The following is a 24,238-nucleotide window of genomic DNA, read 5'->3' as shown; positions in this document are numbered from 1 at the left end:
GCGGGCGTACCGGGCGGTCGGTCCCCTACCTCGGCCCCTCACCGCAAGGCGAAGGGAGCGGACCGGCGTTTCACCGGCCAAATGTTCCACGTGAATCTATCAAACAAAAAGCCCGGCACGATGGCCGGGCTCTTCAATTCGATAGCGCCGAGCGGCTTATTCGCTCTTGGCTTCGCCTTCGGCTGCTGCGGCAGCGGCAGCTTCCTTCTCGGCGGCGGCAGCGGCGGCTGCGGCTTCAGCGTCCTTGGCGGCCTGTTCGGCGGCAAAGGCCTCGGCTGCAGCAATCTTTTCGGCTTCGCGGGCTTCCTTGGCAGCGATGGCTGCGGAGCGTTCGCTCGCCTCGATCTTCTTGGTGCGCGAATTGGTCGATTCGAAAATACGGGCCGACTTGCCGCGACGATCGCGCAGATAATAGAGCTTGGCGCGACGGACCTTGCCGCGCTTGATCACTTCGACCGACGCGATATTGGGCGAGTGCAGCGGGAACACGCGTTCCACGCCTTCACCATAGGAAATCTTGCGCACGGTGAAGCTGGCGGTGATGCCGCCGCCATTGAGCGCGATTACGACGCCTTCATAGGCCTGGAGGCGTTCCTTTTCGCCTTCGCGGATCTTCACCCAAACCTTGACGGTATCGCCATGGGTGAATTCGGGGAGTTCGCGGGTCGCGGCAAGCGCCGCGGCATGCTCGGCATTGAGCTGTTCAATGATATTCATGTTCGATCCGTTCTGATCTTTTCATAGGGATGACTCTTTGCGGGCCTTTTCGACCCCGTCATCCGGTCTTGGTTGGTAACGGAAGGGCAGTCTTCTTGGTCTTGTCGCAGGCAGGTCCGATACGCCTTGCATGCGAATGGGCGGCTCATAGGGGAATTTTGCCGGAGAGTCCAGTGTTTTTGGGCTGTTTCCGCCCAACCACCGCGCCGTCCTCGGACTTGATCCGAGGGCTCGCCACATCTCCCACATTCGAACTGGTCCTCGGGTGTCGGGCCCGAGGACGGCGTAGAGGGTGTGGTGAAATCTCAGTCCCGCTTCGACTTGAGCAAATCAGGTCGCCGCGCCTTTGTCAGTTCCAGCGACTGTTCATGCCGCCATCTGGCGATCCTGCCGTGATCGCCCGAGGTCAGTACCGCAGGAATCTCGCGCTTTTCGAAGGTCTGCGGCCGGGTATAGTGCGGATATTCGAGCAGGCCATTTTCGAAGCTTTCCTCGTCCCGGCTGTCCAGCGCCCCCAGAACCCCGGGGATCAGCCGCACCACGGCCTCCAGCAGCACCATGGCGGCCACTTCGCCGCCGGCCAGCACATAATCGCCTATGGAGATTTCCTCGAGCTGGCGGGCGTCTATGACGCGCTGGTCGATACCCTCGAAACGCCCGCAGACGATAATGGCGCCGGGGCCCTGCGCCAATTGATGGGCGCGGGCCTGGCTCAGTGGCGTGCCGCGTGGCGACATGAGGATGCGCGGACGCGGGTCGGTTTCCGGCGCGATTGCGTCGATGGCGCTGGCCAGAATATCGGGCTTCAGCACCATGCCCGCGCCCCCGCCCGAGGGCGTGTCATCGACGGTGCGGTGTCTGTCGGTGGCAAAGTCGCGCAATTGCGTGGCCCTCAGGGACCAGAGGCCGTCATTGAGGCCACGCCCCAGCACCGAGGCACCCAGAGGACCCGGAAACAGCTCGGGAAACAGCGTGATGATGTCGGCGGAAAACATCAGTCGGGCTCTTCTTCGCCCGGATCGGCGTCCAGCGGCGGGGCGATGACGAGATAGCCCTCGGCAATGCGAACGCTTGGGACCACGGCCTTGGTGAAGGGGTAGAGATAGGTATCGCCAGAGCGCGGGTCGCGCACTTCCATTATGTCACCGGCGCCATGATCGAAAAGGGCGCTGACCGCGCCGATCGAGACGCCGCTTTCCAGCCGTGCATCGAGCCCTATCAGGTCGGCGTGGTAGAAATCGTCCTCGTCCTCGATTTCCGGCAATTGGCTGCGGTCAATAAACAGCGACACGCCATTGAGCTGTTCGGCGGCATTGCGGTCACGCACGCCCTTGATGCGGGCGATCAGCACGGTCTTTTGCAGGCGCGCGGCCTCGATGGTGATGATGAGGCCGGGCCGGTCGGTCTCAAGCGGACCGTAATCGGCAATAGCCTCGGGATCCTGGGTATGGGAGGCGATACGCACTTCGCCCTTGATGCCGTGCGCTGCGCCAATCGTGCCCATCAAAATGCGAGAGGAAGTGTCTGTCATCGCCTGTTCATCAAGTTGGTCCTGGGTCCATTACCAGTGTCAGCGCGCCGGAACCAGTTCGATGACGTCATGGGTGGATTCAAAGCGCGGAAAGGGCAGTTCCAGCCGGTAGCGCACCGGCTTGCCATCAACCTTGTAGAGGCAACCGACCTGGCTGCGCTCCGCGTCGGCCTCATAGGCGAAGGGTCGCTCGTCGCCATAATGCAGGGCACCCCAATAGAAAATCGCGTCATTGGTCGGCAGCAACTGGCCCTTGAAGCGCTGCGAGCCGGACAATTTCTCGATCACTTTCCCATTGTGCGAAATGGCGCAGTCGAAGAAGGGATAGCTGACCAGCGGCAGCAGCCCGCCCAATTTGATGGTGCGGCAGCGGTAAGGGCCATCCGGGATGGCGGAAATCGGCATGTTTCCGGGGGCAAAGAGCCCTGCGACAATGGCCCGCTCCTCCGCATTGTCGGCCAGCAGGGCCTCTCCGATGCCCCGGGTCCGGGCCGCATCGAACCCGGTCATGCGGTCGCCGTCGAACTGAGTGATAGAGGCGTCGCTGGGCACTTCGCAGGCCAGTGGCATTACCATGGGCAGCATGGCCAAAGCGGCGGTCAGGACGGTCAGGCGGCGAAACTGCGAAATCAAGAGCACCGAACACCTCCTTTGCTCCAGAGCAAGGAACCTTGCACGCCGCCGGCGCTTTCTCAAGCAACACCAAGAATGGAGCGCCCCATGTCCCAGATTCTCACCGACCGCCAGGCCATCCGAGAATGGGCGGCCGCACGCGGCGGCAATCCCATCATGATGGATGTGCCGGAGGGCACGCATAATCGCACCATCCTGCAGCTGACCTTTGGCCAGCACGCCCTCAATTCGGACGGTAATGAGGGTCCCGACCGGGTGGGCGGCTTCCGGCTGGTTAGCTGGGAGGAGTGGTTCACCGCACTTGATGAAGGTGGGCTGGCTCTCAAGGTCTCCGATGACCCGGCCGGCGGCAACGAGGCCGAATTCGAGTTCGTATCGCGGAACGGCGAGGGCCCCACGACTGATGCGGCTCAGAAGCCGGCATCCATTGTCACCGAAGGCCCTGATCCGTCCAATCGCGGCGCCTAGCCTTCCTCGGCCGCCACCTCGATCGCCTCCATCTCGTCGTCGGAAAAACCGAAATGGTGGCCGAGTTCGTGGATCAGCACATGGGTGATGATCTCGCCCAGCGTGTTGTCATCGTTCTCGGCCCAATAGTCGAGAATGGCGCGGCGGTAAAGATAGACGGTGTTGGGCAATTGCCCGGTCTGGGGCACGGCGCCATCCTCGGTCATGCCAATGCCCGAGAACAGTCCCATCAGCTCAAATGGGCTTTCCATGCCGAAGCCTTCGAGCACGTCATCCTCGGCAAATTCGGCCACCGAACAGGTGACATCGGCCGCCAGGGACGCAAAAGGCTCCGACAAGCTGGCCAGTGCGGCACTTGCCAGAGCCTCGAAGTCATCCAGGGTCGGGGCATAGTGTCCCGACCAGTCAGTACCCTTCAGTGCCACTCGCGAATGTCGACGAAGTGGCCGGCAATGGCGGCGGCGGTGGCCATGGCAGGCGACACCAGATGGGTGCGGCCCTTGAAGCCCTGGCGGCCTTCGAAATTGCGGTTGGAGGTCGAGGCGCAGCGCTCGCCCGGCGCCAACTTGTCCGGATTCATGGCCAGGCACATCGAACAGCCCGGCTCGCGCCATTCAAAACCAGCATTCTTGAAGATCACATCGAGGCCTTCTTCCTCGGCCTGTGCCTTGACCAGGCCCGAGCCGGGCACGACCATGGCCGAGACATGGCTGGCGACCTTGCGGTCCTTGATCACCGCCGCCGCGGCGCGCAGATCCTCGATCCGGCCATTGGTGCAGGAGCCGACAAAGACGCGGTCGAGCTTGATGTCGGTGATCTTGGTGCCGGGCTTCAAACCCATATAATCCAGCGCCCGCCACTTGGAAGCGCGCTTGTTCTCGTCGGCAATGTCGTCGGGATTGGGCACGATACCCTGCACCGAGATGACATCTTCCGGCGAAGAGCCCCATGAAACAATGGGTGGCAGCCTGGCGGCGTCGAGGATCACCACCTTGTCGTAATGGGCGCCTTCGTCGGTATTGAGGCTCTTCCAGTAGTCGAGTGCCATGTCCCAGGCCTGGCCCTTGGGTGCGCGGGGGCGATCCTTGACATAGGCGAAGGTTTTTTCGTCGGGCGCGATGAGGCCGGCGCGGGCGCCACCTTCAATGGTCATATTGCAGACCGTCATGCGGCCTTCCATGGAAAGCGAGCGGATGGCCTCGCCGGCAAACTCGATCACATGGCCATTGCCGCCGGCGGTACCGATCTCGCCGATGATGGCGAGGATGATGTCCTTGGCGGTGACGCCGGGCGGCAGTTGCCCGTCGACGCGCACCAGCATGTTCTTGGCCTTTTGCTGGATCAGCGTCTGTGTGGCCAGGACGTGTTCCACTTCCGAGGTGCCGATACCATGCGCCAGCGCGCCAAAGGCGCCATGGGTCGAGGTGTGGCTATCGCCGCAGACAATGGTCATCCCGGGCAGGGTGAAGCCCTGTTCGGGGCCCACGATATGCACGATGCCCTGACGGTGATCGAAGGGGTCGTAATATTCGATGCCGAAATGCTTCGTGTTCTCAGCCAGCGCCGCGATCTGGATGGCGCTTTCCGGGTCCGGATTGGGCAGGGAACGGTCGGTGGTAGGGACATTGTGGTCAACCACGGCCAGGGTTCGCTCGGGATGGCGGACCTTGCGATTGTTCATGCGCAGGCCCTCGAAGGCCTGGGGAGAGGTCACTTCGTGCACCAGATGGCGGTCGATATAGAGAAGGCTCGTGCCGTCCTCATTGTTCTGGACCAGATGATCGTCCCAGATCTTGTCGTAGAGCGTGCGAGCCTTGGTCATATCCATAGTTCCGGGGCAGGAATGAAGAGATTGGAGTGGTTCTAAGCCCAAGCCGGGCCGAGGGTCAAGCACTACCGTACTCGCGGGTACGGCATGGCGCCGTTCCCCTCAGGATGCGGGCGCATCGCGCCAGCGGGCCGACCTGGCCCCCGCTGCGTCGGGACCTGCTGCCGATGGTTAGTGCCGGAAGTGGCGCATGCCGGTCATCACCATGGCGATGCCGGCGGCATCGGCGGCGGCGATCACTTCCTCGTCACGCATCGAGCCGCCCGGCTGGATCACCGCCGTGGCGCCAGCCGCGACCAGCGCCTCGAGGCCGTCGGCAAAGGGAAAGAAGGCGTCGGACGCCACGACCGACCCTTGGGTCAGCGCGCCCTCGACGCCGGCCGCCTGCGCCGCGTCGATGGACTTGCGATGGGCAACGCGGGCCGAATCCACCCTGGACATCTGCCCCGCGCCAATGCCGGCAGTGGCGCCATCCTTGACATAGATGATGGCGTTGGACTTGACGTGCTTGGCCACCTTGGCAGCCAGCTTGAGGTCGATCAGCTCCTGGCTCGTGGGCTGGCGTTTGGTGACGACCTTCAATTCACAATCGTCGACATTGGCATTGTCGCGGCCCTGCACCAGCAGGCCACCCGCCACCGATTTCACCATCAGCCCCTCGGCCTTGGGATCGGCGACGCCGCCCGTCAGCAGCAGCCGCAGGTTTTTCTTGGCGGCGATGATGTCCTGCGCCTCCTGCGTGGCCGATGGCGCGACGATCACCTCGGTAAAGACCTTCACGATTTCGGTGGCGGTCTCGGCGTCGATCTCGCGATTGGTGGCGACGATGCCGCCAAAGGCCGAGACCGGGTCGGTGCGCAGCGCCTTCAAATAGGCAGTCCTGAGGTCACCGGCCACGGCGACGCCGCAGGGATTGGCGTGCTTGATGATGGCCACGGCCGCGGTTTCGGCCGGGTCGAATTCGCTGACCAGCTCGAAGGCGGCATCTGTATCGTTGATATTGTTGTAGCTCAGCGTCTTGCCCTGCACCTGGGTGGCGGTGGCGACGCCAGGGCGGTTTTCGCCGGTCTTGTAAAAGGCAGCCCATTGATGCGGGTTTTCGCCATACCGCATCACCTCGCTCAAGTGGCCGGCAAAGCTGCGATAGCCGACATCGGCAAAGTCTATTTCACGGGCGAACCAGCTCGAAATGGCGCTGTCGTAGGCGGCGGTGCGGGCATAGGCCTTGGCGGCCAGCTTCTGGCGCATCTCGAAGGGAATGCCGCCGGCCTTTATGGCTTCGAGAATGGCGGGGTAGTCGGCGGGGTCGATGACGACGGTGACAAAGGCGTGGTTCTTGGCGGCCGAGCGCACCATGGCCGGACCACCGATATCGATATTCTCGATGATTTCGTCATAGGAGGCGCCGGAGGCCACTGTTTTCTCGAACGGGTAGAGATTGACCGCAACCAGGTCGATCGGGCCGATTTCATGGACGTCCATGCTCGCCTGATGCTCGGCATTGTCGCGCACCGCGAGGAGGCCACCATGGACCTTCGGATGCAGCGTCTTGACCCGCCCATCCATCATTTCGGGGAATCCGGTGAGATCGGAAATATCGCGGACCTTGAGGCCGGCTTCGCTGATCAGGCGGTGAGTACCGCCGGTGGAGACCAGTTCCACACCGGCTTCAGCCAGTCCCCTGGCAAAATCTGCCATGCCCGATTTGTCGAAGACCGAAAGCAGCGCCCGCCCGACCGTCACCGTCTTGCCCATGGGTTTGTGTCTCGCATTCGTCAAAGGAGGATTTTCGCGCGTCCGCTAGCACGGGACGCGGCAAAGGCCAATCAGTTTGCTGACTTGCGGCGGGTTTGGCCCCGCTATTGCTGCTCCAGCGTGAAGATCCAGGCGACTTCGGTGCTCGGCCCGATATTGGTCTCGAGAACCAATTGACTGGTGCGGTGAAAGCCCAGATAGGCCGATTGGCGCACGCTGTCCTCTTCGCGGAACTGGGCGCCTTCCCACAGGAAGCTCCAGATCACGCCATTGGGCAAGACCAGCCGGGCGATGCCTTCGCCGGTCGTCTGGCGCACCTTGACGCCCGGCGCCAGGTGGAAGCGCAGGGTGAGCAGGCCATGCGGTTCGCCAGCGGGAACGATTCTGTCCTGTCCAACCAGCGTGGTCCCGTCCGAAAGCAGGGTCAGCCGCCGTTCGATCTCGGCGCCGAACCGCCTGGCGTAGCCGGCACTGGTCAGGCTCAGCATATGTTCGCCGGTGTCGAGCACTATGGGCTGGTTCTGGACATCGCGCCCAGAGCCCTGCCCGGCCCCCTCCGCGTCTATGGTGGGCGCCGAATGGGCTACGCCTTGCCGGAACAGGGTCTGGCTCTCGGGCAGGTCGGACGGCGCCGGCCCGCACGACCCGACCACCAATTCGCTGCCGTGGGCGAATTCGAAGGCTAGCGCGCCATCATGAGCCTCGGCGTCAAATCCCGGCGGGGGGCGCAGGCCGGAATCGGCAATGACCACAGTGTCACCGGCCCGCACGATGCCATAGCCGCCCAAGAGGCGCGAACGCCGCGAGGCGGAAGGGCCATTGGCCTGCACGGCCACCAGCACGTCATGCGGCACCTGGCCGCAACCATTGAAATAGACCGGTTCGCCGCTCGAAAGGGTCAGCGTATCAAGCGCCTCGTGCATGCGGTCAATGCGGTTGGCCAGTTCCGACATGGCCGGGCTGCCATGCCGTCCGACGGCACGCCGGAGGCTCGTCAGCTCGACCAGAAGCGCCAGTTGCAGCCGCGGATTGCGTGTCAGATGCAGGCCATCCCTGTCGAGCTGCTGGCCCAGCAGAGCGTCGAGCCGGGCGACATTGGTGTCGATGTCGGGCACGTCGCCCACATTGCACAATTCGGCACCCAGCAGGCCAATGGCGGCAAACAGCGCCTCGACGGAATCGGCCGCGAGCGGACCGCGCACGCGCAGGCTCTGCACCTGCGTGCCCAGGCTGCGCTGAATGGTGCGGGTCTGGTCGGCATTGGCGCCGTCAAGCAGCGGGGTCAGGTGGCGCAGCCAGTTGAGCACGCGCTGGGCGGTCAGGGTCAGGGTCCAGCTATCGGCCTCGAACTGGCCCTCGCGGCCGATCCAGTCCAGCACTAGGGTCCTGGCGAACTGCTTTTCGCCTGGATCGCGGACATCGCGGAAATGCCGCAGCCAGGAAAAGCTGTGGAGATTGTTCCACCAGTCGGGATGTTCGACATCGAGAGAGAAGGGTGAGGCGCCGCCGGTCTCGAAAAGCTTGGACGCCAGCAGGTAGCGCCCCGACATCATTTCGCGCACGGCCTCGCGATCGGCGGGGCGGAAGTCGGGCAGGTCTCCGGCAAAGGCGTAGTCGGTCTGGCCGCGCCAGGTCCAGCGCAGCAGCGGCATTGTCACCACCGCATCGGCGAGACCAAGCGCAAACTGGCGCCCGACTGTTACCAGCCGCCCGCTCAACTATTGCTCTCCGCCCGCATGGGGGTGGAGGCAGACCTGTTGTCGTGCCTTGATTGCACCGGTTTATTCCTTGCAGGCGCCACCATTGCGGCTACCGCGTCTCCGCCCTTTAGCGTGTTCGGCGGAAGCGCGCCACGAAGAACCCGTCCATGCCGGCATTTCCATCGCCGGGTGTCATGGCCGGGTGGGTGCGGACAAGGCCGCGCGCCGTCACCGCCTCGGTGAGGCCCGGCAGCTCGGCCGGGGCCACCGGCAAAAGCTCCAGACCGGGCAGGGTGTCGAGCGCCCAGTCGACCTGATCCTCGCCTTCGGGCGGCTCCAGAGAACAAACGCAATAGATCAGGGTGCCGCCCGGCGCTAGGCATCGGAAGGCATTGGTCAAAAGCGCGCGTTGCAGGCGCACCCGTCCGGCAATGTCGCCGGCAGTGCGGCTCCAGAGCACTTCGGGATGTCGCCGGAATGTGCCGGTGGCCGAACAGGGCGCATCGAGCAGCACGCCATCAAAGGGGGACGCGGGATCATGATTTGCGGCGTCGGCCTCGACCATTTTTGGGGCATAGCCCAGGCGGTTCATATTGGCCTCTAGGCGCTCCAGGCGGGTATGGTCACTGTCGAGCGCGGTAACGCGGTATCCGGCCTTGGTCAATTGCGCCGTCTTGCCACCGGGGGCGGCACAAAGATCGAGCACGGCACTGTTCGCCGGCAGGCCCAGCAGGCGGGCCGGAATGGCGGCGGCGGCGTCCTGCACCCACCAGCGTCCCTCGTCATAGCCCGGCAGGGCTTCAACCGGCCGGTCGCGGCTTTCGAGGCGCACGCTGTCGGCCATCAGGCGATCGGCGCCAAGGGCTTCGACCAGGTCGGGCTCATCGTCGCGCAGGGTTAGATCGAGCGGGGCTCCGTCGATCAAGGCATGGGCAAAGCGGGAAACCGCCTCGGCGCCATAGGCCTTTGTCCAGTTTTCCGCCAGCGCTGAAGGCAGCAGCAATTCGTCGTCCATCAGCCCGTAGCGGGCCGAATTGGACTGCGCCCGGCGCAGCACGGCGTTCATCAGCCCCGAGAGATGCCGGGCCTTGCCGTCGCGCTTGATGGCCTCGACAGCCAGGAACAGGGCACTATGCGCACCCAGATCAGGCAGGAAGACCAGTTGCGCCAGCGACAGGCGCAGCACCGCCTCGAAGCTGCCGGACTTGGCCGGCATGCGCTTGTCGAGGAGCTCAGAGAGCATGACATTGATCTGCCCGTGGCGGCGCAGTGCGGTGGTGATCAGCCGGTTGGCCAGGCCGCGATCGCGCCCATCCGCCAGCTCGCCTGCGCCGAGCGGAGCAAAATGCTCCCCGGCCAGCACGGCTTTGAGCCGCTGTGCGGCGGCAAGGCGAAGCTTCAAGCCCGCCGGTTCGGTCCGTTGCGCCAATTCGTCAACTCAGTTTCGGCACGCGTGGATATTGGCGCGTGCATCTATCCCCAGGGTCCGCGGACGTTACCATCATCTTCGGTACGTCCTGCGGTCGGCACTCGCCAGCCACCGCCAGTGTCGCGTCCGCTCGAAGCGGGGCGCGGGCGGGGCTGGGGCCTGCGCCCCTTATCGTCCACGCTCATCTCTGCGGCAAGCCTTTGCAACGCGGCAATGCGATTGCCGGTATCGGGATGGGTGGCAAACAGATTGTCCATGCGCGAACCATTGAGCGGATTGACGATGTACATGTGGGCCATGGCCGGGTTGCGCTCGGCCGCCACATTGACCTGCCGTCCGGCCAGTGTTGCGATCTTGTTGAGCGCCGAGGCGAGGGCCAGCGGGTCGCCCGAAATTTCGGCGCCGTCCTTGTCGGCCTCGTATTCGCGGGTGCGGCTCACCGCCATCTGCACCAGCATGGCTGCGACCGGGGCCAGGAACACCATGAGCAGCGCGCCGACACCACCCAGCGGGTTGTCGCGGTTATTGCCCCCGCCGAAGAACAGGCCGAACTGGGCCAGGGCCGAGATCGCGCCGGCCAGGGTGGCGGTGATGGTCATGGTCAGGGTGTCGCGGTTCCTGATATGGGCCAGTTCGTGCGCCACGACGCCCGCCACCTCGCGGGTATCGAGCTGGCGCAGAAGGCCGGACGACACAGCCACGGCGGCATTGTTCGGGTCGCGGCCGGTGGCGAAGGCATTGGGCTGGTCGGTCTCGATCACATAGACTGCCGGAGTGGGCAGCCCTGCGCGCTTGGAAAGCACATCGACCATGTCATAGAGTTCAGGGGCGCGGCTGCGTTCCACCGGGACGGCGTTCTGCATGCGCAATACCAGCTTGTCCGAGTTCCAATAGGCAAACAGGTTTGTGCCGGCAGCGAACAGCAGGGCGATCATCATGCCGCCGGTTCCGCCGATGAAATAGCCCACCACCATGAATAGCGCGGTCATCCCGGCGAGCAGGACGAAGGTGCGGAAGGCATTGAACATTGTCGAACCCCTTGGGTTGGATGTCTCGAGCAATTATGTTGTGTGCGACGAGGTTCCGCGCAAGCGGTGACGGAAACGTAATGGAAGCCGAAATGGAAGACGCGCCAATACCAGACCCGGAAGCCGAGGTCAGCGCTCACAAAGTGCTCAGTCCGGCGGCGGAGCGCGCCCTTGCCGAGGCAGAGGCACGGCGGCAGGCGATCGATGCGGCGTCAGCCATGGCCCCCAGGGAAAAGGGCGGACGGGGCGGGCTGGAGCCGGTGCGCTATGGCGATTGGGAGATCAAGGGACTGACCAGCGATTTCTGAAGCGTTTCCAGCAAAAGTGGTCACGGTTTTGCGGTTCGGAAACGCGACAAAAATCAGCGTCAGCCGGGAAAGAAATCGGTGATATTGTAGCCGGCGGCCGAGACCGCAAAAGTCGTTGCGACGGTGATGATCGCGGCGATCAGCCCATATTCGATCCGGGTGATCAGGGGCTGGTGGCGCAAATGGGCCAGAACGCGACGCAACATGGACAAGTCTCTTCCAGGACACTGAAGACGCCTGCAACATGCCGCAGACAAGATGAACACAAGCTGAATGGCTCAGCTTCTGGCCCGTTCTATGGCCGGCAGCAGGCCAGATGCAATGGCCTCCGGGGTCAATGGGCCGACATGCTTGTAGACAATCACCCCCGCGGCATCGACGAGGAAGGTCTCGGGCACGCCATAGACGCCCCAGTCGAGCGAGACCCGCCGGTCTCGGTCAGCGCCCACCGCGTCATAGGGATTGCCTAGCTCAGAAAGAAAAGCCCGAGCATTTTCGGGTGCGTCCGAATGGTTGATCCCGAACAGGCGAATGCCGGTGTCTGCCTTGAGAATTTCCAGTAGCGAGTGTTCGTCGCGGCAGGGAATGCACCAGCTGGCAAAGACATTGACCAGCGTGGGTTCGCCGCTCAGCGCCGCGGTGTCGAAGCCCGGAACATCCAACCCCTCCACCGGCGCCAGCGCAAACTGGGGTATCGGTTTGTCAATCAGCACCGAGCGCACCAGGTTGGCGTCGCGGTCGATGGAAAAGGCAAAGACCGAGACCAGCGCCACGAGCAGGAGCAACGGCAGGGCGAACAGGACGTAGCGCATCAGCCGCGCTTGTCCTGAAGCTGGGCGAGGCGCGATCTGGTGCGAAGGCTGTCGAACACGATCCAGCCGATCAGCGCCACAAGGCCCAGAAAGACCCCGGCATAGGCTCCGATAATGAACTGGGCGTGCTGTCCAAGCTCGATCATGCCATGCCTCCCCGCGCCGCCTTGCGCTCCAGCGTCATCACCCGGCGGCGGCGTATTTCGGTGTGCATGGCCACGAGCTGCATGGTGACGAACAGGAGTGTGAAGGCAAAGAACATGACCAAAAGCGGCGTCAGGATGGAGCCGGGCATGGTGGGCCCATCGGCCCGGAAGACGCTGGCGGGCTGGTGCAGGGTCGACCACCAATCCACCGAAAACTTGATGATGGGCACATTGAGAGCCCCCACCAGAGTGAAAATGGCGACGACCCGGGCGGCGCGCAGCTGGTCGTCAAAAGCGCGCCAGAGAGCGACAATGCCTAGATAGATGAAAAGGAGAATGAGAGTCGAGGTCATGCGCCCGTCCCATTCCCAGAACGTGCCCCAGGTGGGGCGGCCCCACATCGAGCCGGTGAACAGCGCCATGGCGGTAAAGGCGGCGCCCAGCGGGGCGGCGGCCTTCATCGAGACATCGGCCAGCGGATGGCGCCAGACAAGCGTGCCAAGGGCCGAAACGGCCATGGCGCCATAGACGAACTGGCTGAGCCAGGCGGTGGGCACATGCACATACATGATGCGCACCGTGTCACCCATCTGGTAGTCGGCCGGCGAATTGAAGAAGGCGAACCAGAGCCCGGTGGCGAAGAGCCCGGCGGTAAGCGCCACCAGCGGCCAGACCAGCGGACGCGTCAAGCTCACGAACTGGCCGGGATGGGCCAGCCGGTTCCACCAGCGCATTTTGGGTGTGTCGTCGATGGCGTCTGGGTTCATGGGCGCGCTCTACTCTTCTCCCCAGTCTATCGCAAGCGCGGCGGCAAAGGGAGCCAGCGTAAAGGCCATGAGACTGAGTGCCGCAAGCAGCAGCATGGCGGCGCCGGCCTGGTCCGGTCCGCCCAGCGGCGCGATGGTCCCGACCCCGAAGATCAGAACGGGCACGCAGAGGGGGGCGATGAGGATGGGCGCCAAGAGGCTGCCCCGGTGGATCGCCACCGTCACGGCGGCCCCGAAGGTGCCGAAGGCGGCCAGGGCCGGCGTGCCGAGCAGCAGCGACAGCAGAGTGCGCCAGAAGGTGTCCATGTCCATGGCCAGGATCAGCGCCAGGAAGGGCGATGCCAAGATCAGGGGCATGGCGGCAGTCAGCCAGTGACCGATCACTTTTGCGGCAATGATGGCGGCAAGCGGGGTATCGGCGCGGCGATAGAGCGCCAGCGTGCCATCGTCGCGGTCAGGCCGAAACAGCCGGTCGAGGCCCAGTAGCATGGCGAGGAATGCCGCAATCCAGATCAGGCCCGGGGCAATGCGGGCCAGAAGGTCGCGATCCGGTCCCAGGGCAAAAGGCGTGATCGCGCCGACGATGATGAAGAACAGGACCAGGGTCAGGATTTCCCCACCGCCGGAAAGGGCGAGGCGCAGATCCCGCCGCAAGACGCTCCAGAAACCGCTCATGCCGCCGCACCCAGATTGAGCGTGGCCAGATCGCCAACGCCCGGTTCGTCATGGGTGGCAATGACGGCAAGGCCGCCTGAAGCCAGGTGCTCGGCCAGGAGGCCGGCCAGGAGGACATGGCCCTCGGCGTCGAGCGCCGCGCTCGGTTCATCCAGCAGCCAGAGCGGGCGGCGCGAGACCAGCAGGCGCGACAGGGCCAGCCGTCTCTGCTGGCCTGCCGAGAGATAACCGGCATCGAGCCGGGCGGCGCGGCCCAGGCCGACGCGCTCGAGCGCCGCGACCGGCATCATTCCGGTTCGGCCATTGATGGCGGCCCAGAAATCCAGCGTCTCGATGACGCTGAGACGCGCCCGAACGGCATTCTTGTGACCGCAGTGATGCAGGGCCGGCCCGTCCTCCGGGTCATGTCCGGCGATGGTGATGCGGCCTGAAAGGGCGGGCAGAAGCCCTGCCAGGGTTAGCAGCAGGGTGGATTTGCCCGCGCCATTGGGTCCGCGCAGCAGCAGACCCTGGCCGCCCGCGAGGGTAATTGACAAATTGTCGGCCAGCGCGGCCTCGCCGTGACCGACCGCAAGGCCTTCTGCCTTAAGAGATACTTGCGGAAAGACTTGCCTTTGCGTCATGGCCCCATCTCGTATTGAACCCATGCTCGCACTGGCAAGGGCTTTGGTGATTGACTATAAGCCCCTGAGACTGGAGTCATTCCAGAAATGCGCGGCATTTTCCTGAGGCCCCAAGCCCCGAGGATGCACCACAAGCAGCAAGAAGGGCGGAGCACAATGACCTCGATAGACAGCTTCAAATCCAAGTCGACGCTGACGGTCGGCGGCAAGACCTACACCTATTACTCCATTCTCGAGGCCGAGAAGAACGGCCTGGCCGGTGTGTCCAGGCTCCCCGGCTCGATGAAGGTGGTGCTGGAAAACCTGCTGCGCTTCGAAGACAACCGCACGGTGACCAAGGCCGATATCGAGGCCGTGGCCACCTGGCTGGTGACCCGCACCTCCGACCACGAAATTTCCTACCGCCCGGCGCGCGTCCTGATGCAGGACTTCACCGGCGTGCCCGCGGTGGTGGACCTCGCCGCCATGCGCGACGCCACCGCCAAGCTCGGCGCCGATCCGCAGAAGATCAACCCGCTGGTCCCGGTGGACCTGGTCATCGACCACTCGGTGATGGTGGACAATTTCGGCACGCCACTGGCATTCGAGCAGAATGTCGAGCTCGAATATGAGCGCAATGGCGAGCGCTATGAATTCCTGCGCTGGGGCCAGTCGGCCTTTGACAATTTCCGCGTGGTGCCGCCGGGCACCGGCATCTGCCACCAGGTGAACCTGGAATATCTGGCCCAGACCGTCTGGACCAAGGACGAGAATGGCGAAACCATCGCCTATCCCGATACGCTGGTGGGCACGGACTCGCACACCACCATGGTCAATGGCCTGGCCGTGCTGGGCTGGGGCGTGGGCGGCATCGAGGCCGAGGCCGCCATGCTGGGCCAGCCGATCACCATGCTGATCCCCGAAGTCGTCGGCTTCAAGCTGACCGGCCGGATCAATGAAGGCATCACCGCAACCGATCTCGTGCTTACCGTCACCGAAATGCTGCGCAAGAAGGGCGTGGTCGGCAAGTTCGTGGAGTTCTATGGCCCGGGCCTCGACTATCTCAGCCTCGAAGACCAGGCGACCATCGCCAATATGGCTCCGGAATATGGCGCCACCTGCGGCTATTTCCCGGTCGATGCCGATACGCTCAAATTCCTGTCCACCACCGGCCGCGAAGCCGATCGCGTGGCGCTGGTCGAGGCCTATTCAAAGGCCCAGGGCATGTTCCGTACTTCCGAAACTGCCGATCCGGTCTTTACCTCGACGCTCGAACTCGACCTCACCACCGTGGTGCCCTCATTGTCCGGCCCCAAGCGCCCGCAGGACCGTGTGGCGCTCAAGGACGTCACTCGCGCCTTTGACGCGGCACTGCCGGAACTCAGCGGCGGGCGCATCGAGCGCACGCGCCTGCCCGACGACCGCCAGGAAAGCCGCTATGTCGATGAAGGCGCCAGTGGCGTCCATGACATTCCCGAAGAGGCCGCCTATACGGTCAAGGGTTGCGACTATTCCATCACTGACGGCTCGGTGGTGATCGCCGCCATCACCTCGTGCACCAATACATCCAATCCCTCGGTGCTGGTCGCTGCGGGCCTTGTCGCCCGCAAGGCGCGGGCGCTGGGCCTCAATTCACGGCCCTGGGTCAAGACCTCTTTGGCGCCCGGCTCGCAGGTGGTCACCGACTATCTCACTGCGGCAGGCCTGCAGGATGATCTGGACGCCATCGGTTTTAACCTCGTCGGTTATGGCTGCACCACCTGTATCGGCAATTCCGGCCCGCTGCCGCCGGCCATTTCCGATACGATCAACGAGAACAAGCTGGTTGCCGCCTCGGTGCTCTCGGGCAATCGTAACTTTGAGGGCCGCGTGAACCCCGACGTACGGGCAAACTATCTCGCTTCCCCGCCGCTGGTGGTGGCCTATGCGCTGCTTGGCACGCTCAATGTCGACATCACCACCGAGCCGCTGGGCGTAGGCAAGGATGGCAAGCCGGTCTATCTCAAGGATGTCTGGCCCACCAATCACGAGGTTGCCGAGATCGTGCGCAAGCATGTCACCGCCGAAATGTTCCGCTCGCGTTATTCGGACGTGTTCAAGGGCGATGCGCTTTGGCAGGGCATTGCTGTGGAAGGCGGGGAGACCTATGGCTGGAATTCCTCGTCCACCTATGTGCAGAACCCGCCCTATTTCGAAGATCTTACGATGGAACCCAAGCCGGTGACCGATGTGGTCTCGGCCCGGGTGCTGGCGCTGTTCCTCGATTCGATCACCACCGACCACATTTCGCCGGCGGGTTCGTTCAAGTCCGGCACACCGGCCGGCCAGTACCTCACCGAGCGCCAGGTGGCCCCCAAGGATTTCAACTCCTATGGCGCCCGCCGCGGCAATCATGAAGTGATGATGCGGGGCACATTCGCCAATATCCGTATCAAGAACATGATGCTCGATGGCGTCGAGGGCGGTTTTACCAAGGGGCCGGATGGCTCGCAGATGCCGATCTATGACGCGGCCATGGCCTATCAGCAGCAGGGCACGCCGCTGGTAGTCTTTGCCGGCAAGGAATATGGCACCGGTTCCTCGCGCGACTGGGCGGCCAAGGGCACGAACCTGCTCGGCGTCAAGGCGGTCATTGCGCAAAGCTTCGAGCGTATCCACCGCTCCAACCTGGTCGGCATGGGTGTCATCCCGCTGCAGTTCAAGGACGGTGAGAGCTGGCAGAGCCTGGGTCTTGATGGCACCGAGACGGTGGACATCGCCGGGGTCGACCAGATCGTGCCGCGCGCTGTGGTCAATGTGAAGGTCACACGGGCCAGCGGCGAGAGCTTCACCATCGAGACTCGCTGCCGCATCGATACGGCCAATGAGCTCGACTACTACAAGAATGGCGGCATCCTGCACTATGTGCTGCGCAGCCTGGTCGCGGCGTAAGCGGCGTTCACATTGAGAAATGGATGATGGCGGCCCTTCGGGGCCGCCATCTTGTTAGCGCAGTCCGGTTTTGCCGGTGGCGGCATTGCCACACTGGCGCCGGATGGCCTGGCCGAACCTGTCTTTCACCCGCTTTTGACTAGGCAATAGATACCAGCGCGGCTTACAACAGCGCCCATGTCTGCCCGCCTCGCTCCCGGCCTTATTGCTGGTGTCTTCTTCGCGCTCACGCCCCTGACCGCGATTCAAGCCGATTCAGTGCGGCATTCACCGCGGGCCGTGGTGGAATTGTTCACCAGCCAGGGTTGTTCGTCCTGTCCGCCGGCCGATGCGCTGCTGACCAGCCTCGCCGAGCGCGAGGACGTCGTGGCGCTGGCCTATCATGTCGACTATTGGGACTATATCGGCTGGGAAGATACCTTTGGCGACAAGGGCTTTTCGGACCGGCAGCGCGGCTACGCCAAGAGCTGGGGGTCGTCGCGCATCTTCACCCCGCAAATGGTCGTCAATGGCGCAGAGGGCGTCGTTGGCTCCCGGCGCGACGAGGTGCAGGACGCCTTGACCTCGGCCCAGCTGCCGCTGACGCTTTCGCTGGACGTTCACGGCGACATGCTCAAATTGCAGGTCCCGGCCGATGCCACGCTGGAAGATGCCACCATCTGGCTGGTGCGCTATCTCGATCGCGCCGAAGTGGTCATCGAGCAGGGCGAGAATGCCGGGAAATCCATGGTCTATACGCAGGTCGTGGTCGACCGGCAGATATTGGGCATGTGGGAAGCCGATACCGGCGCCGAGGTGAAACTGCCTCTCGACCAGTTTGCAGAAAATGCAGCGGGGGGTGTTGCCGTGTTGGTGCAGCAGGAACGCAATGGCACGCCCGGACCCATTCTTGGGGCCGCCGCTTACAATTTCTGACATAGCGTCCGAGGGCCCATGAAAAACGCCCGCTCCGGGGGCGGAAGCGGGCGTCACTGACTTTGGGTCAACTCAAATAGGGGGCGGCTGGCAATCGGGCCTACTGGTTTGGGGGCTCGTCGGCCCGGCTGCCAGCCACTGGAGGCAATGGTTGAACGATGCCTGCCCAATGGGGCGCCGAAAGGGACAAATCGTGGCCGAATTGGGGAATTTTGGCCGGACTTGCCAAGGGCGACGAATGCGTCGATCATGACGCTTGTATGGCGCTTCCGAACCGCTCATCGACAGCTTTGCCGGAAGCGTTTTGTTGATTACAGGGCGTTGAGGCGGCGTGCAGGGTCCTCCGGACGATAATCGAAGCAATCTGGCGCTGGTGCATGTGGGCGAGCCCGCCGCACAGGCCAACCGGCCCGTACAGCCCGTGGTGGCGTTTGAGCGCAAGGAACTGATGCAGATCCTGTCCGTTTATGGCCGCAAGGTTGGGACCGGCGAGTGGCGTGATTATGCCATGGATTTCCTCAAGGACCGGGCGCTGTTCTCGATCTATGCCCGGGTGTCGGAACGCCCGCTCTTTGTAGTCGAGAAAAACCCCAAACTGCGCAACAAGCAGGGCCAGTACATGGTCACCAACCAGCAGGGCCGCATCTTGAAGCGCGGCCACGACCTGGCCCAGGTGCTGCGCGTGCTCGACCCAGACCTGCTGGTGGTGGGGTGACGCTGGTCGTCCGCCCGGCGACTGCCGAAGATGCACCGGCCATGAGTCGGGTGTTGATCGCCTCGATCACCGAACTTTGCCATGCCGATCATGCGGATGATCCGAACCGGATCGCAGAATGGACCAGCAATAAAACCCCTGATGGCATTCTTGCCATGCTGGCGCGGGACGGTTTCTTTATGGTGGTAGCCGAAGTGGAAGGGCAGGTTGTCGCTGTCGGGGCCACCACGGCTGACGGCGAGATTGCACTTAACTATGTAGCGCCGGACATGCGGTTCCGCGGGATCAGCACGCGACTTCTCGAACACATGGAAGCCGACCTGGCGGGCCGCGGCTTTGGCGAAGGCAGGCTCAAGGCTACCCGGACGGCCCTGCCATTCTATCGCGCCCGCGGCTGGACCAGCGGGGAGGTCGCGCAGAGTGGCCGCTTCATCGACTGCTTTGTTATGCGCAAAACGCTGGCCTAGGACTGCTGCCGCCTTCCACGACTAAAGCGCCTTTTGCAGATGCACGATGTCGTGCCAGCGGTCGAACTTGTAGCCGACGCCGGTGTAATAGCCGACCCGCTCGAAGCCGAACTTTTCATGAATGCGAATCGAATTGGCCGTGTCGGCGGTGATCACCGCCAGCATCTGCCTGAAGCCAAAGGCTTTCGACTGGATCAGCAATTCGGTGAGCATGGCCTTGCCCAGGCCACGGCCGGTTTCGTTGGGGTCGAGATAGATCGAATCCTCGCAGGTGAAGCGATAGGCGGCGCGGGGCCGATAGAAGCTGGCATAGGCGTAGCCTACCAATTTGCCAGCGCGCTCCGCGATGATCAGCGGGTGGCCGAGCTTTTTGAGGCCGGCATATTTCTCCGCAATCGCTTCTTCACCGGGCGCCTCGGTGTCGAAGGTGATGGCGGTGTTTTCGACATAGTGGCGATAGATCGTCGTGATGGCGGGAACATCGGACCAGGAAAAGGCGCGCAGGGAATAGTCGGACACGGGAGAGGCTCAAAAAGAAGGGACCGCAGCCCTTTTAGGCTGCGGTCCCCTTTGTCGTCCAACCAAATTCCTTGATTACGATATCAAGGAAGTTCGTGGTGCTACTCGCGATTGCCGAACAGGCGGAGCAGCATCATGAACAGGTTGATGAAGTCGAGGTAGAGCGAGAGCGCGCCCATGATGGCATTCTTGGCCAGCACGTCGGCGCCATAGCTTTCCGAATAGCTTTCCTTGATCTTCTGGGTGTCATAGGCGGTGAGACCGGTGAAGATCAGCACGCCCAGGACCGAGATCGCGAAATCGAGCATGGACGAGGCCATGAAGATATTGACGATCGAGGCGATGATGATGCCGATCAGGCCCATCATCAGGAAGTTGCCCATGCCGGTCAGGTCGCGCTTGGTGGTGTAGCCGTAAAGGCTCATCGCGCCGAAGGTGGCGGCGGTGATGAAGAACACCTTGGCGATCGAAGCGCCGGTATAGACCAGGAAGATCGAGGACAGCGACAGGCCCATCACGGCCGCGAAGGCCCAGAAGACGCCCTGTGCCGCCGGTACGGACAGCTTGTTGATGCCGAAGCTCAGCACCAGCACGAAAGCCAGCGGCGACAGCATGATAACCCATGCCAGCGGGCTGCCATAGAGCAGCTCGGCATTGGCCTGGCTCGACATGGCCCACTGGCTGGTGAAGAAGGCCACGAGGCCGGTCACCACGAGGCCGAGGCCCATGTAATTATAGACGCGCAGCATGTAGCTGCGCAGGCCCTCATCGATGGCCACGGCCGAGCCGGCCCGCGCACCGAGGGTCTGACGGTCATATTCAGCCATTCTCAGGTTCCTTTCCCGAAAGAAAACACGCGGTCTTGTCACCGCCGGGGGCAATTGGCTTTGCCACTTGGCAAGGAATATGGGGAGTGATCCCTTGATTGACAAGGACAATCGGAACGCTGCGACACCGGGGCCTCGACCGATGAACCGATTGTGCTAGGCTCAGGAAGCGAATCGCGACGCGATGCGGCAGCAAATGCCAGGGAGGCTCATCATGCCCCGGCTCTTTACCGGCCTCGAAATTCCCGCCGATGTGGGCTTTGCCCTGTCGCTCAAGCGAGGCGGCCTCACCGGAGCCCGCTGGTCCGACCCGGAAAACTATCACATTACCCTGCGCTTCATCGGCGATGTCGATGGCAATACCGCCGATGATGTGGTGGACAGCCTCGACCGGCTTTCCAACTCGCTGCAATTCCCTATTCGGCTGACCCATCTGGGCACGTTCGGTGGTGACAAGCCGCGGGCGCTCTATGCCGGTGTCGAGCCCTCCGAGGCGCTCAACCGCTTGCAGGCGGCACAGGAGCGGATGTTGCAACGCGTCGGCCTGCCGCCCGAGGGGCGCAAATTCGTGCCGCATGTGAGCCTGGCGCGATTGCGCGGCACCTCGGCCGAGGAGGTTGCCCGCTTCATGGCCGAAGCCGCACGGTTCGAGGCGATCAGTTTCGTGCCCGCCCGCTTCGTGCTGTTTTCCAGCCGCGATTCGGTGGGCGGTGGACCCTATCTGGTAGAGCAGAGCTATCCGCTTGCTGCCTAGGGGGTCACGCAGGGGCAATCACACCCTTGTTAGCGCACGCTTAACCCTTTGCGGGCACACGAAGCGTCTTGGGCAGGAGACGCCCCAATCCCGCCGCCTTTGGCTTTCATTTGAAACAAAAGCCTTTCAGGCGCGGCGGGGGCCGACGGGTTTTGACACCTTGGTAACCATGTTGGGGGCAAACTGCGCGGGCAGTCAGCCCCAACGGCAGCAAGACAAGAGGAAAATTTGGCGATGACGACAAAAACCGGTAGCCTCGCACTCGGGCTTGCGGTCGCGGCGCTCATGGCACTGGCGCCAGCCGCACAGGCGCAGCAGGCCACGGAACTGGGCACCTTCAACGCCTGGTCCGCCTATACGGCCAGCGACCAGAGCGGCCAGCTCTGCTTCATCATCGGCGAGCCGCAGAGCAGCACGCCTGCCGGCGCCAACCGCGACCCGATCAAGTTCCTGATTGTGCATCGCAAGGGCATGGGCTCCAAGAATGAGGTCCAGACCCAGATCGGCTATCCCTACAATTCCACCGACGCCAAGGCCTCGGCGGCCATTGACGGCAAGAGCTATGTCATGGCCGCTCGCGGCTCGACCGCCTGGCTGGCGTCGAGCAGCGACGAACCCGGTTTCGTCACCGCATTCAAGGCCGGCAGCCAGATGGTGGTGCGGGGCACCAGCCAGCGTGGAACCGATACGGTCGATACCTATTCTCTTTCTGGCGCAACGGCCGCCATGAACGCCATCGACGCTGCCTGCCAGTAGGGGCTTGCTCCTTTACGCTGAACATTTGTAACTGGGCATCCGGGCCAAACCCGCTGCCCAGTTCCGCCAAGAGCCGAGACTTCATGATCCGCATTTCCGCCCTGCCGTCCGCCCTTCTCCTGGTCATGGCTGCGCTCGCACCGGTGCAGGCTCAGTCGGCACGGGTGCTGGGCGACTTTCGTGACTGGTCGAGCTTTGCCGCCGATGACGGTGGTGGCACGGTGTGCTTTGCCATGACCAGGCCGAAATCCACCGAGCCGACGCCGGATGGCTATGGCGACGCCTATCTCTACATCAGCAGCCGCCCTGGCGAGGATGTGGTCAACGAGTTCAACGTGGTGGCCGGCTATACTTTCCAGACCGGCTCAATGGCCGTGGCCAGCGTCGGCGGGGAGGATTTCCCGCTCTTTACCCAGAATGATGCGGCCTGGCTCGATGACAGCGCCCAGGCCGCCAATCTGGCAGCGGCACTCCGCGCCGGCACCACGGTGACCATCACCGGTACCTCGGCCGCAGGCACCGAGATTGTGCAGTCCTTTTCGCTCTCCGGCGCCACCGCGGCCCAGCAGGCCATCGGCGCCGAGTGCTAGTGTTCGATCCGAGCCTGTGTTTGCACCTATCGCATTCCCGCTTCCCATCAGCGTGACTTTGCGAAATCCCCGCCACTATGCTATTGGCGCGCACTTCCCGCATTTCCGGAACCCATGTGCCTGCCATGAGCATTGCGCTGAACCTTGACCATTCGTCTGCCATCCGCCCGGCTGCGGCCAGCCGGCCGTCGCTGATCGGCCTGTCCAAGGCGGGGCTGGCAGAGGCGCTGGTCACCCATGAAGTGGTGGGCGAAAAGGAAGGGCGCATGCGCGCCAGCCAGCTCTGGAACTGGCTCTATGTCAACGGCGTCACCGATTTCGACCGCATGACCAATGTGGCCAAGCCGGTGCGCCAGAAGCTCTCGGACACGTTCAATCTCGACCGCCCCGAGATCGTCACCGAGCAGGTCTCGGTAGATGGCACGCGCAAATGGCTGTTCCGCTTCCGCGATCCGGCCAATCCCAATATGCCGCCGGTCGAGGTGGAAACGGTCTATATTCCGGAAAGTGATCGCGGGACATTGTGTGTCTCTTCCCAGGTGGGATGTACCCTGACCTGTTCGTTCTGCCATACCGGCACGCAGAAGCTGGTGCGCAACCTGACCGCCGGGGAAATCCTGGGGCAGGTGCTGATGGCGCGCGAGCGACTGGGGGATTTTCCCGGCGGGTCGCGCCCCGATGACGGCGGCCTCGTGCCGGGTGGCGAAAGCCGCGCCATCACCAATATCGTGATGATGGGCATGGGCGAGCCGCTCTACAATTACGAGAACGTCAAGCAGGCCCTGCTCATCGCCTCGGCCGGCGACGGCATGAGCCTTTCCAAGCGCCGCATCACCCTTTCGACCTCGGGCGTCGTGCCCTATATCGAGCCGACCGGGCGCGAGATCGATGTCATGCTGGCGATTTCCCTGCATGCCGTGCGCGACGACCTGCGCGACGTGCTGGTGCCGATCAACAAGAAATGGCCGCTCAAGGACTTGCTCGAGGCATGCAGGAATTATCCGGGCCTCTCGAACGCGCGCCGCATCACCTTTGAATATGTGATGCTCGACGGCATCAATGACAGCGACGCCGAGGCCCGCGAACTGGTGCGGTTGCTCGCCGGCATTCCGGCCAAGATCAATCTCATCCCGTTCAATCCCTGGCCCGGCGCCAATTATGGGACTTCGCCCTCTTCGCGCATCGAGCGCTTCGCCGATATCGTCAATAAGGCGGGCTATGCCTCGCCCGTCCGTACCCCGCGTGGCCGCGACATCTTCGCCGCCTGCGGGCAGTTGAAGAGCGAGAGCGAACGGCTGTCCAGGAAAGACCGGAACGCCCTGCTGACGCTTTGAGGCCATGTTTGCCGAGGTTTGGCGAGGGGAT

The 24,238-nt window shown here is 63.3% G+C and carries 28 protein-coding genes; 10 read left to right on the top strand and 18 right to left on the bottom strand.

Going from position 1 to position 24,238, the window contains the following annotated elements; all coding sequences use genetic code 11:
* Positions 1 to 156: 156 nt before the first annotated feature.
* The 4 genes from rplS to ACXYMS_RS13795 all read right to left on the bottom strand — a co-directional run bounded on the left by rplS (position 157) and on the right by ACXYMS_RS13795 (position 2,887).
* Positions 157 to 717 carry a 50S ribosomal protein L19 gene (gene rplS / locus ACXYMS_RS13810; protein ID WP_458907172.1) on the bottom strand — a complete coding sequence of 187 codons (561 nt, stop codon included), beginning with the start codon at positions 715 to 717 and terminating at the stop codon, positions 157 to 159.
* Between the two features lie 305 nt (positions 718 to 1,022).
* Positions 1,023 to 1,712, bottom strand: coding sequence for a tRNA (guanosine(37)-N1)-methyltransferase TrmD (gene trmD, locus ACXYMS_RS13805; protein ID WP_458907170.1), 690 nt, complete (start codon positions 1,710 to 1,712; stop codon positions 1,023 to 1,025).
* Positions 1,712 to 2,248: a ribosome maturation factor RimM gene (gene rimM, locus ACXYMS_RS13800; protein WP_458907168.1), complete on the bottom strand. Its 537-nt coding sequence runs from the start codon at positions 2,246 to 2,248 to the stop codon at positions 1,712 to 1,714. Before rimM ends, trmD begins: the two co-directional genes overlap by 1 nt.
* Positions 2,249 to 2,287: 39 nt before the next feature.
* Entirely contained in the window at positions 2,288 to 2,887 is a 600-nt protein-coding gene (locus ACXYMS_RS13795) for a DUF4893 domain-containing protein (protein ID WP_458907166.1), read from the bottom strand.
* Between the two features lie 81 nt (positions 2,888 to 2,968).
* Here ACXYMS_RS13795 and ACXYMS_RS13790 point away from each other — a divergent pair, with 81 nt between their 5' ends.
* Positions 2,969 to 3,349, top strand: a complete 381-nt coding sequence (locus ACXYMS_RS13790; protein WP_458907164.1) for a hypothetical protein — start codon at positions 2,969 to 2,971, stop codon at positions 3,347 to 3,349.
* On the opposite strand, the gene ACXYMS_RS13785 is transcribed toward ACXYMS_RS13790, so the two are convergent.
* The 6 genes from ACXYMS_RS13785 to htpX all read right to left on the bottom strand — a co-directional run bounded on the left by ACXYMS_RS13785 (position 3,346) and on the right by htpX (position 11,089).
* On the bottom strand, positions 3,346 to 3,774 hold the full coding sequence (locus tag ACXYMS_RS13785) for a metallopeptidase family protein (protein ID WP_458907163.1): 429 nt from the start codon (positions 3,772 to 3,774) through the stop codon (positions 3,346 to 3,348). The genes ACXYMS_RS13790 and ACXYMS_RS13785 overlap by 4 nt on opposite strands.
* Positions 3,765 to 5,171, bottom strand: a complete 1,407-nt coding sequence (gene leuC, locus ACXYMS_RS13780; RefSeq protein WP_458907161.1) for a 3-isopropylmalate dehydratase large subunit — start codon at positions 5,169 to 5,171, stop codon at positions 3,765 to 3,767. Before leuC ends, ACXYMS_RS13785 begins: the two co-directional genes overlap by 10 nt.
* Before the next feature lie 177 nt (positions 5,172 to 5,348).
* Positions 5,349 to 6,932: a bifunctional phosphoribosylaminoimidazolecarboxamide formyltransferase/IMP cyclohydrolase gene (purH, locus tag ACXYMS_RS13775; protein WP_458907159.1), complete on the bottom strand. Its 1,584-nt coding sequence runs from the start codon at positions 6,930 to 6,932 to the stop codon at positions 5,349 to 5,351.
* Positions 6,933 to 7,036: 104 nt separating this feature from the next.
* Entirely contained in the window at positions 7,037 to 8,650 is a 1,614-nt protein-coding gene (locus tag ACXYMS_RS13770) for a heparinase II/III family protein (protein WP_458907158.1), read from the bottom strand.
* Positions 8,651 to 8,759: 109 nt separating this feature from the next.
* Positions 8,760 to 10,034, bottom strand: a complete 1,275-nt coding sequence (locus ACXYMS_RS13765; RefSeq protein ID WP_458907156.1) for an RsmB/NOP family class I SAM-dependent RNA methyltransferase — start codon at positions 10,032 to 10,034, stop codon at positions 8,760 to 8,762.
* A gap of 71 nt (positions 10,035 to 10,105) precedes the next feature.
* Entirely contained in the window at positions 10,106 to 11,089 is a 984-nt protein-coding gene (gene htpX / locus ACXYMS_RS13760; protein ID WP_458907154.1) for a zinc metalloprotease HtpX, read from the bottom strand.
* 80 nt (positions 11,090 to 11,169) lie between these two features.
* On the opposite strand from htpX, the gene ACXYMS_RS13755 reads away from it, so the two are divergent.
* Positions 11,170 to 11,397 (top strand): DUF1674 domain-containing protein, encoded by a 228-nt coding sequence (locus tag ACXYMS_RS13755; protein WP_458907152.1) that lies wholly within the window; start codon positions 11,170 to 11,172, stop codon positions 11,395 to 11,397.
* Between the two features lie 59 nt (positions 11,398 to 11,456).
* On the opposite strand, the gene ACXYMS_RS13750 is transcribed toward ACXYMS_RS13755, so the two are convergent.
* The 6 genes from ACXYMS_RS13750 to ccmA form a co-directional block, all read right to left on the bottom strand.
* On the bottom strand, positions 11,457 to 11,603 hold the full coding sequence (locus ACXYMS_RS13750; RefSeq protein WP_458907150.1) for a Flp family type IVb pilin: 147 nt from the start codon (positions 11,601 to 11,603) through the stop codon (positions 11,457 to 11,459).
* 72 nt (positions 11,604 to 11,675) lie between these two features.
* Positions 11,676 to 12,209 carry a DsbE family thiol:disulfide interchange protein gene (locus ACXYMS_RS13745; RefSeq protein ID WP_458907148.1) on the bottom strand — a complete coding sequence of 178 codons (534 nt, stop codon included), beginning with the start codon at positions 12,207 to 12,209 and terminating at the stop codon, positions 11,676 to 11,678.
* Positions 12,209 to 12,355: a heme exporter protein CcmD gene (gene ccmD / locus ACXYMS_RS13740; protein WP_458907146.1), complete on the bottom strand. Its 147-nt coding sequence runs from the start codon at positions 12,353 to 12,355 to the stop codon at positions 12,209 to 12,211. Before ccmD ends, ACXYMS_RS13745 begins: the two co-directional genes overlap by 1 nt.
* Positions 12,352 to 13,122 (bottom strand): heme ABC transporter permease, encoded by a 771-nt coding sequence (locus ACXYMS_RS13735; protein ID WP_458907144.1) that lies wholly within the window; start codon positions 13,120 to 13,122, stop codon positions 12,352 to 12,354. Before ACXYMS_RS13735 ends, ccmD begins: the two co-directional genes overlap by 4 nt.
* A gap of 9 nt (positions 13,123 to 13,131) precedes the next feature.
* Complete coding sequence (ccmB, locus tag ACXYMS_RS13730) at positions 13,132 to 13,797, bottom strand: heme exporter protein CcmB (protein ID WP_458907142.1); 666 nt, start codon at positions 13,795 to 13,797, stop codon at positions 13,132 to 13,134.
* A complete protein-coding gene (gene ccmA, locus ACXYMS_RS13725) occupies positions 13,794 to 14,420 on the bottom strand; it encodes a heme ABC exporter ATP-binding protein CcmA (RefSeq protein WP_458907140.1) in 627 nt (208 codons plus the stop codon). The genes ccmB and ccmA overlap by 4 nt, the downstream gene beginning before the upstream one ends.
* 156 nt (positions 14,421 to 14,576) lie before the next feature.
* On the opposite strand from ccmA, the gene acnA reads away from it, so the two are divergent.
* The 4 genes from acnA (at position 14,577) to ACXYMS_RS13705 (ending at position 19,427) form a co-directional block, all read left to right on the top strand.
* On the top strand, positions 14,577 to 17,330 hold the full coding sequence (gene acnA / locus ACXYMS_RS13720; protein ID WP_458907139.1) for an aconitate hydratase AcnA: 2,754 nt from the start codon (positions 14,577 to 14,579) through the stop codon (positions 17,328 to 17,330).
* A 177-nt stretch (positions 17,331 to 17,507) separates the two neighbouring features.
* Positions 17,508 to 18,245, top strand: a complete 738-nt coding sequence (locus ACXYMS_RS13715) for a DUF1223 domain-containing protein (protein WP_458907137.1) — start codon at positions 17,508 to 17,510, stop codon at positions 18,243 to 18,245.
* Positions 18,246 to 18,576: 331 nt separating this feature from the next.
* On the top strand, positions 18,577 to 18,960 hold the full coding sequence (locus ACXYMS_RS13710; protein WP_458907135.1) for a DUF2794 domain-containing protein: 384 nt from the start codon (positions 18,577 to 18,579) through the stop codon (positions 18,958 to 18,960).
* A gap of 41 nt (positions 18,961 to 19,001) precedes the next feature.
* On the top strand, positions 19,002 to 19,427 hold the full coding sequence (locus ACXYMS_RS13705; protein ID WP_458907134.1) for a GNAT family N-acetyltransferase: 426 nt from the start codon (positions 19,002 to 19,004) through the stop codon (positions 19,425 to 19,427).
* A 21-nt stretch (positions 19,428 to 19,448) separates the two neighbouring features.
* On the opposite strand, the gene ACXYMS_RS13700 is transcribed toward ACXYMS_RS13705, so the two are convergent.
* Positions 19,449 to 19,946: a GNAT family N-acetyltransferase gene (locus tag ACXYMS_RS13700; RefSeq protein WP_458907132.1), complete on the bottom strand. Its 498-nt coding sequence runs from the start codon at positions 19,944 to 19,946 to the stop codon at positions 19,449 to 19,451.
* Positions 19,947 to 20,047: 101 nt separating this feature from the next.
* Positions 20,048 to 20,773, bottom strand: coding sequence for a Bax inhibitor-1/YccA family protein (locus ACXYMS_RS13695; RefSeq protein WP_458907131.1), 726 nt, complete (start codon positions 20,771 to 20,773; stop codon positions 20,048 to 20,050).
* Positions 20,774 to 20,987: 214 nt separating this feature from the next.
* Between ACXYMS_RS13695 and thpR the strand changes: the two genes are divergently transcribed.
* The 4 genes from thpR to rlmN all read left to right on the top strand — a co-directional run bounded on the left by thpR (position 20,988) and on the right by rlmN (position 24,207).
* Positions 20,988 to 21,527: an RNA 2',3'-cyclic phosphodiesterase gene (gene thpR / locus ACXYMS_RS13690; protein WP_458907130.1), complete on the top strand. Its 540-nt coding sequence runs from the start codon at positions 20,988 to 20,990 to the stop codon at positions 21,525 to 21,527.
* A 234-nt stretch (positions 21,528 to 21,761) separates the two neighbouring features.
* Positions 21,762 to 22,283 carry an invasion associated locus B family protein gene (locus tag ACXYMS_RS13685; protein ID WP_458907128.1) on the top strand — a complete coding sequence of 174 codons (522 nt, stop codon included), beginning with the start codon at positions 21,762 to 21,764 and terminating at the stop codon, positions 22,281 to 22,283.
* 83 nt (positions 22,284 to 22,366) lie between these two features.
* A complete protein-coding gene (locus tag ACXYMS_RS13680) occupies positions 22,367 to 22,873 on the top strand; it encodes an invasion associated locus B family protein (protein ID WP_458907127.1) in 507 nt (168 codons plus the stop codon).
* A 125-nt stretch (positions 22,874 to 22,998) separates the two neighbouring features.
* Entirely contained in the window at positions 22,999 to 24,207 is a 1,209-nt protein-coding gene (gene rlmN / locus ACXYMS_RS13675) for a 23S rRNA (adenine(2503)-C(2))-methyltransferase RlmN (protein WP_458907125.1), read from the top strand.
* The last annotated feature ends 31 nt before the right edge of the window (positions 24,208 to 24,238 follow it).

Source organism: Devosia sp. CAU 1758 (assembly GCF_054482695.1).
Note: the sequence above shows the minus strand (reverse complement) of the source record. Positions and strands in the feature narration are given on the sequence as shown.